Raw genomic sequence first — 13756 nt, 5'->3', positions numbered from 1 at the left:
ATATCTTGGACCCCATAGCTTTGCTGTGGGGTTTTTTATGTCTCCAATCCCGCCAATATCCCGCTTTTGTTCTTCCTCTAAAGTAATGAATCTGTCTCATTGCGCAAAAAAAGATTGATAAACATGCGTTCAATTACTTAAATTTGAAACAACAGGATTGAAGAACAAGAGGGATAGGCCATGCTCACCAGACTGCAACGCGCCGAAGACGAATGGGGCGGTAAGAACAAGCTCATCGACCAATGGCTTCAAAATCGTCGTACGCTGTTGATTCATTACTTCAAGCTGGCAAACCTGCCTCCCTATGACAACAAGGACAGTTCCCTACCTGAACCGGAAGGGGTACACAGCTTCTGTAACATGCTGGTGGACTACGTGTCTGAAGGGCACTTCGAAGTCTACGACCAGGTGGTATCTGAATGCGAAAAACACAGCGACGACAGCCGCCAGGTGGCCAGCAGCCTGGTGCCGCAGATCGCCAAGAGCACCGACGTTGCCCTGGACTTCAACGACAAGTTCGGCACCAAGCTGACCTCGGAAGATGAGCGCATGCTGGAGCTGGATGAAGAGCTGTCCCGGCTCGGCCAGGCGATGGAAGAGCGGTTTGCCTACGAAGACCAGCTGTTGGACACCCTGCACAAAAAAGTGACCGCCGAGCTGCAGACCAACCCCTGAGGCCGATACCAAGGCCCTTCAGCCCTGATCAAAAAAGCCCTGCCAATGCAGGGCTTTTTGCTTAAGGGGGCGGTCGCCCCCGCTCGGTCAGACCGCAGCCTGAATGATCACCTCACCGGCTGGCTTGGTGTACTGCTCCATCTTGTGGAAGTTCAGGTAACGGTAGGTATCGGCCGCCTGAGCGTCGATCTCCTTGGCGTACTCCTGATACTCGGCCACGGTTGGCAGCTTACCCATGATGGAAGCCACCGCCGCCAGCTCCGCCGACGCCAGGTACACGTTGGCACCGGTTCCCAGACGGTTAGGGAAGTTACGGGTTGAGGTGGACACCACCGACGCGCCTTCCGCCACCCGGGCCTGGTTACCCATACACAGGGAACAGCCAGGCAGTTCGGTGCGGGCGCCCACACGGCCGTAGATGCCGTAGTAACCCTCATCCACCAACTGCTGCTGGTCCATCTTGGTTGGCGGCGCCACCCACAGGCGGGTTGGCAGGCTGCCTTTGAACTTATCCAGCAACTTACCGGCGGCACGGAAGTGACCGATGTTGGTCATGCAGGATCCGATGAACACTTCGTCGATCTTCTCGCCCTGAACCTCGGACAACAGTCGGGCATCATCCGGATCGTTCGGGGCACACAAAATCGGTTCGTTGATCTCGGCCAGATCGATCTCGAGCACCTCGGCGTATTCGGCGTCGGCATCGGCTTGCATCAACTCCGGGTTATCCAGCCACTTCTCCATCGCCTGAATGCGACGCTCGATGGTACGGCGGTCACCATAGCCTTCGGCAATCATCCACTTCAGCATCACGATGTTGGAGTTGAGGTACTCGGCAATGGAGTCCTCGGACAGCTTGATGGTACACCCGGCGGCAGAACGCTCGGCAGAAGCGTCGGACAACTCGAACGCCTGCTCGACGGTGAGGTCATTCAGACCTTCAATCTCCAGAACCCGGCCGGAGAAGATGTTCTTCTTGCCCTGCTTCTCTACGGTCAACAGCCCCCGCTGAATGGCGTAGTAAGGGATGGCGTGCACCAGATCGCGCAGGGTAATGCCCGGCTTCATCTCGCCCTTAAAGCGCACCAGCACCGACTCTGGCATGTCCAGAGGCATCACGCCGGTGGCGGCCGCAAAGGCCACCAGGCCCGAACCGGCCGGAAAGGAGATTCCCAGCGGGAAGCGGGTGTGGGAGTCTCCACCGGTACCAACGGTGTCCGGCAGCAGCATGCGGTTCAGCCAGGAGTGGATCACGCCGTCACCTGGACGCAGAGACACGCCGCCACGGTTCATGATGAAGTCCGGCAGGGTCGCGTGGGTGGTGACGTCCACCGGCTTAGGATAGGCCGCGGTATGACAGAACGACTGCATGGTCAAATCGGCGGAGAAGCCGAGGCAGGCCAGATCTTTCAACTCATCCCGGGTCATAGGACCGGTGGTATCCTGAGATCCAACGGTGGTCATCTTAGGCTCACAGTACTGGCCGGGGCGCACGCCCTCAACACCACAAGCCTTACCCACCATCTTCTGGGCCAGGGTATAGCCCTTGCTGCTCTCGGCCACATCGGCAGGCCGACGGAATACGTCGCTGCTGCCCAGGTTCAGTGCTTCACGGGCCCGGTCGGTCAGGCCGCGACCGATGATCAGCGGAATGCGGCCACCGGCCCGGACTTCATCCAGCAACACGTCGGTCTTGAGTTCGAATCGGCACAGCTCGGCACCGGTATCGGCGTTTTTGGCCACCCCGTCATAGGGATAGATCTCGACCACATCACCCATGTTCATCTGGCTGACGTCCAGCTCTACCGGCAGTGCACCAGCATCTTCCATGGTGTTGAAGAAGATCGGCGCAATTTTGCCGCCGAGGCAGAAGCCACCGGCACGCTTGTTGGGCACATTGGGGATGTCGTCACCCATGAACCACAGCACCGAGTTGGTGGCGGATTTTCGGGAGGAGCCTGTACCGACAACGTCACCGACGTAGGCCACCGGGTGGCCCTTGGCCTTCAATGACTCGATGGTGGTAATGGGCCCGACTTCACCGGGTTTGTCCGGCGTGATGCCGTCACGGGCATTTTTCAGCATCGCCAGGGCGTGCAGCGGAATGTCCGGGCGGGACCAGGCATCCGGGGCCGGTGACAGATCGTCGGTGTTGGTTTCCCCACTGACCTTAAACACGGTCAGGGTAATTTTCTCCGCCAGCGCAGGCTTGGACAGGAACCACTCGGCGTCGGCCCAGGACTGTACCACCTGACGGGCAGCGTCGTTACCGGCGTTCATCTTCTCAACCACATCGTGGAAGGAGTCGAACATCAACAGCGTGTGGGACAGGGCTTTCACCGCCAGTGGCGCCAGTTCGGCGTCATCCAGGGCGGCAATCAGTGGCTCAATGTTGTACCCGCCCTGCATGGTGCCCAGCAACTCGGTGGCACGCTCACGACTGATGAGGGGGCTGCTGGCCTCACCGGTCAGAATAGCGGTCAGGAAGCTGGCTTTTACGTAGGCCGCTTCATCCACGCCGGGTGGAATGCGGTTTTCCAGCAGATCGATAAGGAACGCCTCCTCGCCCTGAGGAGGGTTCTTAAACAGTTCCACCAGGGCTGCGGTCTGTTCCGCATCCAGTGGTTTAGGGGCGATACCTTGGTTTGCGCGTTCGGCAACGTGTTCACGGTAGGCTTCTAGCACGGCAAAAATCCTCTTTTACTGGCAGGCTTACGACGAAGCTGCTCGTCCTGTTATAGATTCCGGGTATGACTCCGATAGCGGCGAATGCGGCTAGTCAATAACCTCCGGTTGTGTGTGGCATATTGGTTCCATTTTGTGATGAATGCCACACCTTTTCGAGCTAGAGGCAGTATATCTGAATTAAAACGGAAGTTTAAATTGCAACCGCCCTAAAGCGGCGTTTTTTTGGACTAAAGTGTAAGACGGTGAGGCTCGGCGGGATCCTTTCGGACGCCCGCCGTGTCGGATCACAGAATCGGGGCCAGATCCTGAGTGGTAGTTTGGTCCGCGTCAACGGTAACCGGAGTGTAGTGCTGGTAGATGGCAAAATCTTCGGCGTCAGTTTCATGGCTGTCGGCAAGATCGTTGTTGGCCACACAGGTATAACCGATGCTGTAGTCACCTTCACCGACAAAGCCAAACTCGTAGCGATAGCTCTGACTGGCATCATCGAAGGCGATGTCGGCAGTCGCCACCGGCTCCACCAGCACACTGCCGTCGGGGTAACTGGCATCGCCAATAATGTCACCCATGGTGGTTCGATCGCGACTGTCCTGATACAGGTAGGCCGCATGCTGGAACTCGGACACTCCCAGCAATGACGCCGTATCGGCCTCACACGCCAGTCTCTGAGTCTCTGTCAGGGTACCGGCGATGTTGCCCACCCCCGCCAGGTTGATCAACTGCACCGCGGTGGGTTTGATGAACATTCCTGTCTGGCCCACGGGATCAACCAGAGCCTGGCGCAAATCAAACTCGGCCACAAAATTGTTGTTGCCGGTATTGATGGTAAACGGGCGATTAAAGAAGATCCGCCCGGCATCCTCGGTATTGCCCTTGACCCCCTGACAGCTGCCTTTGCTATTCACTTTCAATGACACGATGCCCTGGCTGTCGCTGTCGACATAGGACAGGTCCGTGCTGCCATCGCCATCAAGGGCGTACAGACACATGGTGTAGTTGCCTACGGTCAGGGTTTCATCGGTTACGATGGGGGCACTGTCGCTGCCGGTATAGTCCTTGAGATTGATTCTATCGGGACCATCGGCACTCAGGTCGATCAGGGTCGGCTCCCCTCCATCTTCCGGCACCAGTACCACCTCATTAAAATAGAGCACCACTTCACTGGCATCGTCCACCGGTGCATCGGACACCGCCAGCGAGAATTGTCCGGTTTGTGGTGTGGGGGAATCACTACTGCCGCCGCAACCGGACAGTAGGGCAACGGCACTGAGAGAAAGCAGAAAAGGCGACTTGATCATAGAGGAATCCTTGTGTAATAGGCTAATCTACCCCATTGAGTTTAGGCTCATTTACGGCAAAGCGGGGTGAACCGAATTCACCAAAGTCTAACCTTCTTGCAGGCAAAGACAACCTCTTCATCCCGCACTACAGGAGCAGTTATGATCAAAGCGGTCATCTTCGACATGGACGGAGTGCTGGTGGACTCCGAGCCATTCTGGCAACAGGCTGAAATGGAAGTGTTTCCTAAGTACGGCGTCCCCATTACCCTGGCAGACACCCTGAAAACCCAGGGACTGAGAATCGATCATGTGGTTCAGTATTGGTACAGCCGCTACCCTTGGGACAACGCCAGCGTCAAACAGGTGGAAACCGAGATTCTGGATGCCATGGTGGCGGTCATTCGTGCCCAGGGCCAGCCCATGACCGGGGTGCTCCCGACCCTTGCCCTGTTACAACAGGTCGGGGTGCCACTGGCGGTGGCCACCTCCTCGCCAGCGATTCTGATGGAGGCCACCCTGGATAAGCTCGGCATTCGCCACTATTTTCAGGCCACCTGCTCCGCCGAACAACTGCCTCTGGGCAAACCCCACCCCCAGGTGTATCTGGATGCCGCCGAAGCCATCGGCGTCGCCGCTACCGACTGCCTGGCCGTCGAAGACTCGTTTAACGGCCTGCTGTCCGCCAAAGCGGCACGAATGCGGGTGCTGGCGATTCCCGATCGCGATCACCGTAACGATCCACGCTACGTGATTGCCGACCAGAAACTGGGCAGCCTAAGTGAGTTTGACCTGAACCACTGGCAATAAAAAAGGCGCCCACAGGACGCCTTTGGCGATATTAAACTCCCATGGACGCTAGAACTGCTTACCCAGAAACAGATACAGGCTGGAGTTGCCGCTGTCGGCCCAGCCCCACGCCAGCGCCGCCGGCCCCAGTGCCGTCTCGGCCCCGACAAACAGACTGCCGGCATAGATAAGATCATTGACGTTGGCGTCATCCCGTTCCAGCCAGACATTGCCCGCTTCTCCCGATACCCCGAGATACAGCGGCCACTTAATCCCCAGAGTACCTTCGCTGAGATCATAGGTGTAGACACCGGCGGCAAAGGCCTTATGGCTGCCCAGCAACGAATCCCGATAGAAACCCGACAGGTTCAAGAATCCTCCCAGTGAGGTGAAGTGGACAAAGCTGATGCCATCACTGTCGATGGTTTCAAACTCGGTCCGCATAAACACACTGTGCTGATCCCAGCGGGTGGCACCGGTCCACTCCAGGTGGTACACCAGTGAACTCTCCTCATTAGTGGGAAGGCCATCAAAGGTCAGATCCGATTTCTCATTCAGATGAGACACCTCCACCAGCCACTTGCTGCCCTGGGTGGGAAACATCGGCTGATCCAGAGAGTCATAGCCAAAGCTGGCCTTGGCACCGTGAAAGGTGTAGTCCCCGAGGTCAGAAAACTCGACGCTGTGGCTGGTGCGAACGTCCCCCCCCTCGAGCTGGTAGGCCAGTTCAAACTGGGCATTGATGCCGATGTTGATTCCGGCTCCCACCAGCAGGTTGCTGCGGCTGCGTTCGATGTTGGTAAACGGAAACTCCGCCACCGGCGTCACGCTTTCCCACACCTCTTGTTCGTACTCAAACTGGCTGCGCAGATACCACTGCTGGCTGGTCTCCAGCGGCAGATACAGCTCACTGCTAAACCGGCGGTTGGTGCCCAGGCTCAGTTCGTTGCGCCACTGGGCTCCAAACAGACTGAGGTTGTTCATGGTGAACGCCATATCCAGGCTGTTGCTGGTGGGATCGTCAAAGTTGTCTTCGAACCTCAGCCCCAGCTCGAACTGGTGAGGACCCCAGCTTTTGCCGTCGGTATCCACCACCAGCACCCGGCCGTCAGTACGCTCTTCAATATAGGCATCCACCCGCTCAAACTCATTGAGGGCATACACCCGGGCAATGGCATTTTCAATCTCATCCTGCTCCAGTACCTGACCGGCCTCGACCTGCAGGGCATTGAGAATCTGGGTTTCACTGACCCAGGAGTCGTTATCCAGCTCAATGGCCACCAGTTCGCCGGAGCCTTTACGCTGCCAAAATCGCTGCACCGCTTTTTTCTGAGCCACGTAGGACAGGTAGTCGGCATCGGACACCGCCAGTGAACGAATGGCCTCGATCTGATCGTTGGCGGCCTTCTCGCCGCGGGGAATCATCGCCGGCATCTGATCGAAGTCACTGGTGCCCACTTCGCCAATCTCCGGCACCAGCAACAGATCCCCCTTCGCCAGCAGGGCCACCTGCTGATCCCGGGTCAGGTTAGTCAGATAACCGGTCAGCTGGTCAACAATATCGAACACCGAGTTGAGCTCATCCTTGCCCTTCAGTGGCGTGCCAATGTCCACCGCAATCACCACATCGGCGCCCATCGCCTTGACCACACTTACCGGCAGGTTGTTGGCCATGCCGCCATCCACCAACAGGCGGCCGTCGAGCTCAATGGGCGCCAGGGCCCCGGGTACGGTCATGCTGGCCTGCATCGCCAGTACCAGGTTGCCGCTTTCCAGCACCACTTCACTGCGATCGGCCAGATCCGTGGCCACCGTGCGCAACGGAATCGGCAGATCATCAAAGCTGTTAAGCTCGGGAATACTGCCCACAGAGCGACGAATTAACGACCGCATGGTCTGCCCCTGCAGCGCCCCTTTGGGAAAGCGCAATTCGCCATCCCGGTAGCCCATCTTCACCGGCAAAGGAAAATCATCCTGCTGCTGCTTGTGCCTGTAGGACAGGCTTTCCCGGGGAATGTCGTCGTCGAAACCGGTATTGAAATCCAGGGTCGTCAGTACGGCCTCAATCTCATCGGCGCTGTAGCCCAGGGCATACAGGCCGGCCACATAGGCGCCCATGGAGGTACCCGCGATGTAATCCACCGGCACATTGTTCTGCTCCAGAACCCGCAACACCCCCACATGGGCGGCCCCTTTGGCGCCACCGCCAGACAGAACCACCCCAACGGTTGGCCGCTCAGCCGCCCAAACCGTCATCGGCAACAGCAGCAAGCACATACACAATCTGATCAAGATCTCTCTCCGAGAAAGTTAGTCGGTTACCAACGAGGCCGACGCCCGCTCCGCCAGCCAGCGGCAACAAGCCGACGCCGCCATGGGGCGGGCAAAATAGAACCCCTGAACCAGATGGCAGCCCTGGCGCTTCAGGAAGGCCAACTGCTCATCGGTCTCCACCCCTTCGGCCACCACGTCCAGCTCCAGGTTACGTCCCAGATCCAGAATACTGCAGGTAATGGCCCGGTTGGCCTTGTTTTCCAGCATAGACTGAATGAAAGAGCGGTCAATTTTCAAGCTGTTAACCGCAAATTGACTCAGGTAGGACAACGACGAATAACCGGTACCGAAATCGTCAACCGCCACCGATATGCCCAGCTCCCGCAGCGCCACCAGGTGCGCCTGAGCCAGATTGATCTGCTGCATCAGCACCCCTTCGGTGATCTCCAGGCACAGCTGCGACGGCGGCATGCCGGTACGCTCCAGCATCGACTGAATGAACTCCACGTAATCGTACTGACGGAAGTGACTGGCGGACACATTGATGGACAGCTTCAGCCGGCGGTTGTCCGGCCAGGACATAAACTCCCGGCAGGCGTTCTCCAGCATCCAGCGGTCCAGGCGGATAATCAGGCCGCTGGATTCCGCCAGTTCGATAAACACATCCGGCGACACCGGCGTACCATCACTGCGGTTCCAGCGCATCAGCGCCTCCACCCCGCAGACACTGCGGTCGCTCAGCTCCACCAATGGCTGGTAATGGATAGTCAGCCGGCCCTGCTCCAACGCCTGGCGCAACTCGTTTTCCATCTCCAGCTGGTAGGTAGCCCGGGCATCGCGCTCGCGAGTATAGAAACAGACCCGCCCCCGCCCCTCCTCCTTGGCGTGGTACATGGCCAGATCGGCGTTTTTCAACAACTCCTCCGGTTGACCGCCGTCTTCCGGATACAGGGCGATGCCGATACTGGCCGATTGATACATCACCTGCTGCTGCACCTTAATCGGCTCAGACAGGGCGCTGAGCACCCGTTCCGCCAAAGCCTCCACTTCCAGACGGTAGTTGAAACCGCGCATCAGAATCACAAATTCATCCCCGCCGAACCGGCACACGGTTCCGCTGTGACCCACCACCGCCGCCAGTAGCCGGCTCACCTCTACCAGCAGGGCATCACCGGTGCCATGACCGAAGGTGTCGTTGATGTGCTTGAAGCGATCCAGATCCAGGAACAGCAGCGCCAGCGGCTGATCCGGATCCTGGGTCATCAGAGTATCTAGCAACTGACTGAACTGGCTGCGGTTGGGTAACCCGGTAACCAGGTCGAAGTTGGCCAGCTTCTGCAACTCCAACTCCTGATTCTTGCGCTGGGTGATATCGGAAAACAGCACGACCTGGTACTCGCCGTCGTTGTCCAGGGACATGTAGGACAGGTTCAGCCATACCGACACATCGGTACCATTTTGTCGGCGCAAACTGGCTTCACCACTCCAGCGCCGGCTCTGACTCAGCTCCTCCAACACGGTATCGTCACACAAAATGTGTTGACTCAGGCTCAGGCCATCCAGACCGGCGTGGTCGTAACCCAGAATCGACAATGCCGAGGCGTTATGGGCCGTCACCACGTAGTCGGCATCCAGAATCAGCATCCCTTCGGTGGTATTTTCCACGGCATGGGCATACAGGGTATGCAGGTGGGCCATCTTGCGCACCTTGGTCTTATCGCTGTAGACCCCGGCCACCAACAGCGCCTGACCGGTTTCCGGATCCCGTTCAATCACCGTTCCTGTGACCCACAGCCAGCGCCACTCCCCAATGGGGTTAACTGCCCTGAACTCAATGTTGATTCGCTCCTGCTCCCCTTTAAGCAAGGCAAACCAGGCCTCCACCACCAGGGCGCGATCCAGCTGGTGCAGACTCATCCCCACCCTTGGGATGCGCATCGGCCGGTCGGAGTGAGACAGGGCCGACTGGCGGTTTTCCACGTAGAAGCTGTCGCTCTTTACGTCCCACTCCCAGATGTCGGAACCGCCGCCCTGCAGGGCCAGTTGCAGTCGGTGCTGACTGTGCTGCAGCGCCTGGTTGATTCGGCGCTGACTGCGAAGTTGATTGCGCCAGTTCACCGCCATCAGGAACAGCAACAGCATGGCGGCCGTGACAAACAGCAACTGCATTCCCTGGCGCAACCACCAGTATTGCTTAACGACGAAGGGCAGCCTCAATGGCTCGGCCTGCCATACGCCATCGAACTCAGCGAAAATTAGCAGCTCATGGGAACCGGCCGGCAGACGCGACAGGCTGATGGTGCTCTCTCCCTGAAGTTCGGTCAGGCTACTGAGACGGCCATCGAAGGCAAGCTGATACCTCAGGTTAACCGGCTTGGCCGACAGCAGGTTAGTGGTGCCCAGAGCGATGCTTACCAGCTCAAAGTTAGGCTTAACCTCTATGGGCTGTGACTCCGGCATCAGGTAGGTCTCAAGGCCGTCATCGTACTGAATCTTGATGGACTCCAGCTGAATGGCAAAAGAATCATCCCGGGCCAAAATCCGCTGCGGATCCACCCGCCAGGCACCGGAGGTGGTGGCCACCATGACGGTGCCGTCCTCCATTACGTGGACCCCGCCTTCATTGAGCTCGGTGTCCATCAATCCCCGTTCGCCGCCGACGCTGGTAATGGTGCCGCTGTCACTGTCGTAGCGGGCCAGAATCTGGGGGCAGCCGATAAGGGCACCAGTGGCAATGGGGGCAATGAAATAGGGCGAGGTGCAGTTTAGGCGCCACCCCTTGTTAAGGTAGGTACCGGTTTGCGTCGCTTCATCGATCTCAAACACCCCCTCACCAAAGCTGCCCATCAAGAAGCGACCAGGACCGATCTGCGCCATGGGGCCGAAATGATACTGTTCAGCCCCGTCGGGCAGCCAATGAATCCGGGACTCATACTCACCGGTCTCGGGATCATAGACCCCTAAGCGACGCTTGCCTCCCAGCCACACCTGGCCACCGAGATCCAGCACATTGCGCACTCCTGTGACCAACTGGTCGGATACCGTCACCGGCGTGACACTATCGTCAGACCCTCGATACAGATACAGTCCAATATCGGTGGCGATCCAAACCCTGTCCTGACCCTGACTCAGACTCAGGATCACCCGGCTGCTGAGATCCACCCGGCCATCGTCACCCACGGCAAAGCGACGGGCCACGCCGCTGTCTTTGTCCAACCGGAATAAGCCCTTGGAGGTGCCCACCATCAGTGCCGAATCCGACATCTCTGCCACCGAAAACACGCTGTCGAGGCTATCCAGCCCCTCCATCACCATCGCCTTGCTGGCCCGGCTCTGCAGATCGACACGATCCAAGCCCTGCTCGGTGCTGACGTACAGCGCCTGCGACGAGCCCCAGAAGCCCCAGACCATCTCATTGGTCAGGGGGGGATTGCTGTCCGTACTAAGCCGATCCAACAGAAACGACTCAGGCTGCGACAGGGCAACCAGGCCATCATTCAGGGTGGCAATCCACAGCTGATCGTGATCGTCGATCACCAGCTTGTGCATACTGCTGTTGCCATCAAACACCTGGGAGCCACGGCCGATGGAGGTCACGGCCAGGGTATCGGGTTCCACCCGGTGCAAACCGGCGGTACTCAAAACCCACAGGTTACCCTGGCTGTCCTGGGCCATGTCTCGCACTGAACGGCCGACCGCATCGAGCAGTTCAAACTGGCCATGGCGGTACAGATACAAACCCCGGGTGGACGCCAGCCACAGTCGCTGCTGCCGATCCACAAACAGGGTGGTAAGGGTGCCCTGACCACTGTCCCAGCGACGGCGCTCCATCAATCGGCCATCCATGGAGAAAGTCAGAAGCTGTTCTCTGGTGGCCGTCACCAGCGTGTTGTTGTGGCGCACCAGCGCCTGGAACGGATGCACCTGGGGTCCGATGTCCGCTAACTGGGTCAGGGAGGACTGCTCAAGATCCAGCCGGTGCAACTGACCATTAAGATTGATGAACCACAGTACATTGTCCTGGGCGGGGGTCACCGCAAAACTGCCGGCGCGTTGATACTGAGGGAAACGATCCCGCCCCAGCAGTTGGGCGCGGTTATGGAGGATATCGAACAGAAACAGGTCGTGCTCACCAGCTACAAACAGGGTGTGGTCACCGATGCTTCTCACCCGGATCAGGCTGTTGTCGGTGATCAGGCGCTGCTCCTGCTGGCGATCGATGCGCCGAACCCGGTGGCTGGCAATTCGGTACAGGCCATCATGGGATGTCACCCACACCATGCCGTCGGCGCCGATAGCAAGATCATTGACGGAGTTAACCGTCAGGCCGGAGTTGTGATCAAACACCCGACTGTAATAAGCAAACGCCGTGTTCCCCTGCCCAAGCAGCAGCAGGACCCACAACAAAAATCGTCCTATTCGCACATGGCACCAGTTGTTATTGTTGTTCTACAGTCGTTACTTTAAATTTACTTCGACAAAACGTCCATCCAACTGAGCATAAAAAAAGCGGCCTAAGCCGCTTAATTCGCATTTGAAGAGGATTACTTCTTCTTCGCCTTGGGGTTTGGCAGGTCAGTAATGCTACCTTCGTACACTTCCGCAGCCAATCCCACTGATTCATGCAGGGTTGGGTGGGCATGAATGGTGAGTGCCAAATCTTCCGCATCACAGCCCATTTCAATGGCCAGACCAATCTCACCCAGCAGTTCACCGCCGTTGCTACCAACAATGGCACCGCCGATCACCCGGTGGGTGTCCTTATCGAAAATCAGCTTGGTCATACCGTCGGAGGCATCCTGGGCAATGGCCCGGCCGCTGGCGGCCCAAGGGAAGGTGGCGGTCTCATAGCTGATGCCCTGAGTCTTGGCTTCCTTCTCGGTCAGACCCACCCAGGCCACTTCCGGATCGGTGTACGCGATGGAAGGGATCACCTTAGGATCAAAGTAGTGCTTCTTGCCGGAGATCACTTCGGCAGCCACATGGCCTTCGTGCACCCCTTTGTGAGCCAACATCGGCTGACCAACGATGTCGCCGATGGCGTGGATATGGTTGACGTTGGTGCGCATCTGCTTATCGACGTTGATAAAACCACGCTCGTCAATCTTGACCCCAGCCTTGTCGGCGTCAATCAGCTTGCCATTCGGCGTCCGGCCAATGGCCACCAGTACTGCGTCATAACGCTGGGCCTCGGCGGGGGCCTTCTTGCCTTCCATGCTGACGTAGATGCCATCGTCTTTGGCTTCCACCTGGGTGACCTTGGTCTCCAGCATGAAGTTAAACTTGTTCTTCATCCGCTTGGTGAACACTCGGACCACGTCTTTGTCGGCCGCCGGAATCACCTGATCCAGCATCTCGACCACTTCCACCTGGCTGCCCAGGGCGTGGTAAACGGTGCCCATTTCAAGCCCGATGATGCCGCCACCCATGATCAACAGGCGCTCTGGCACCTCTTTGAGTTCCAGCGCATCGGTGGAGTCCCAGATGCGGGGGTCTTCATGAGGAATGAACGGCAACTCAATGGGACGGGAGCCGGCAGCGATGATGGCGTGGTCAAAGTTCACCACCGTGGTGCCTTCTGCGCCTTCCACTGCGATGGAGTTCGGACCGGTAAACTTACCGAAGCCGTTGACCACTTTCACCTTACGCATCTTGGCCATCCCGGACAAACCGCCGGTCAGCTGACCAATCACTTTCTCTTTGTGGGCACGCACCTGATCCAGATCGATCTTAGGCTCGCCGAAGGTTACGCCGTGGGCGGCCATCGCTTTGGCTTCATCGATGACTTTGGCCACGTGCAGCAGTGCTTTTGATGGGATGCAGCCGACATTCAGACAGACCCCACCCAGGGTGCTGAAGCGCTCGATGATTACGGTTTCCAGGCCTAAATCAGCGGCACGAAACGCGGCGGAGTAACCGGCAGGTCCGGCACCGAGAACCACTACTTGGGTTTTAATCTCGTTGCTCATAATATCCTCTATTTATTATTCATTCCGTTGGGGCAGCCACCACCTGACGGCGGGGATGCGGGCATTGTACTGCCCCGGTTCCAT

7 protein-coding genes are annotated in these 13756 nt (G+C 58.1%); 2 read left to right on the top strand and 5 right to left on the bottom strand.

Translation table 11 applies throughout. The features are described 5' to 3' along the window. The first annotated feature begins 180 nt into the window (after positions 1 to 180). The gene (rsd, locus tag BLT77_RS01905; RefSeq protein ID WP_090361077.1) at positions 181 to 675 is read left to right on the top strand and encodes a sigma D regulator; all 495 of its coding nucleotides are present in this window, start codon (positions 181 to 183) and stop codon (positions 673 to 675) included. An 87-nt stretch (positions 676 to 762) separates the two neighbouring features. On the opposite strand, the gene acnB is transcribed toward rsd, so the two are convergent. Together acnB and BLT77_RS01895 are read right to left on the bottom strand one after the other, a co-directional pair. Beyond that, a complete protein-coding gene (gene acnB / locus BLT77_RS01900) occupies positions 763 to 3360 on the bottom strand; it encodes a bifunctional aconitate hydratase 2/2-methylisocitrate dehydratase (protein ID WP_090361074.1) in 2598 nt (865 codons plus the stop codon). A gap of 287 nt (positions 3361 to 3647) precedes the next feature. Continuing rightward, positions 3648 to 4661: a DUF4382 domain-containing protein gene (locus tag BLT77_RS01895; RefSeq protein WP_090361072.1), complete on the bottom strand. Its 1014-nt coding sequence runs from the start codon at positions 4659 to 4661 to the stop codon at positions 3648 to 3650. 141 nt (positions 4662 to 4802) lie between these two features. Here BLT77_RS01895 and hxpB point away from each other — a divergent pair, with 141 nt between their 5' ends. Continuing rightward, positions 4803 to 5450, top strand: coding sequence for a hexitol phosphatase HxpB (gene hxpB / locus BLT77_RS01890; RefSeq protein ID WP_090361070.1), 648 nt, complete (start codon positions 4803 to 4805; stop codon positions 5448 to 5450). 48 nt (positions 5451 to 5498) lie between these two features. On the opposite strand, the gene BLT77_RS01885 is transcribed toward hxpB, so the two are convergent. From BLT77_RS01885 to lpdA, 3 genes are all read right to left on the bottom strand, one after another. Continuing rightward, positions 5499 to 7721, bottom strand: a complete 2223-nt coding sequence (locus tag BLT77_RS01885; RefSeq protein ID WP_143026533.1) for a patatin-like phospholipase family protein — start codon at positions 7719 to 7721, stop codon at positions 5499 to 5501. A gap of 18 nt (positions 7722 to 7739) precedes the next feature. Continuing rightward, positions 7740 to 12110: an EAL domain-containing protein gene (locus tag BLT77_RS01880; RefSeq protein WP_090361065.1), complete on the bottom strand. Its 4371-nt coding sequence runs from the start codon at positions 12108 to 12110 to the stop codon at positions 7740 to 7742. Positions 12111 to 12247: 137 nt separating this feature from the next. After that, positions 12248 to 13672, bottom strand: a complete 1425-nt coding sequence (gene lpdA, locus BLT77_RS01875; protein WP_090361063.1) for a dihydrolipoyl dehydrogenase — start codon at positions 13670 to 13672, stop codon at positions 12248 to 12250. Positions 13673 to 13756: the final 84 nt, after the last annotated feature.

This window comes from Ferrimonas sediminum (genome assembly GCF_900100175.1).
Classification (GTDB): domain Bacteria; phylum Pseudomonadota; class Gammaproteobacteria; order Enterobacterales; family Shewanellaceae; genus Ferrimonas; species Ferrimonas sediminum.
Note: the sequence above shows the minus strand (reverse complement) of the source record. Positions and strands in the feature narration are given on the sequence as shown.

Coding starts and splice junctions, on each gene's coding strand:
- BLT77_RS01895 (WP_090361072.1), bottom strand. CDS start 4,661: ATGATCAAGTCGCCTTTTCTGCTTTCTCTCAGTGCCGTTGCCCTACTG.
- rsd (WP_090361077.1), top strand. CDS start 181: ATGCTCACCAGACTGCAACGCGCCGAAGACGAATGGGGCGGTAAGAAC.
- lpdA (WP_090361063.1), bottom strand. CDS start 13,672: ATGAGCAACGAGATTAAAACCCAAGTAGTGGTTCTCGGTGCCGGACCT.
- hxpB (WP_090361070.1), top strand. CDS start 4,803: ATGATCAAAGCGGTCATCTTCGACATGGACGGAGTGCTGGTGGACTCC.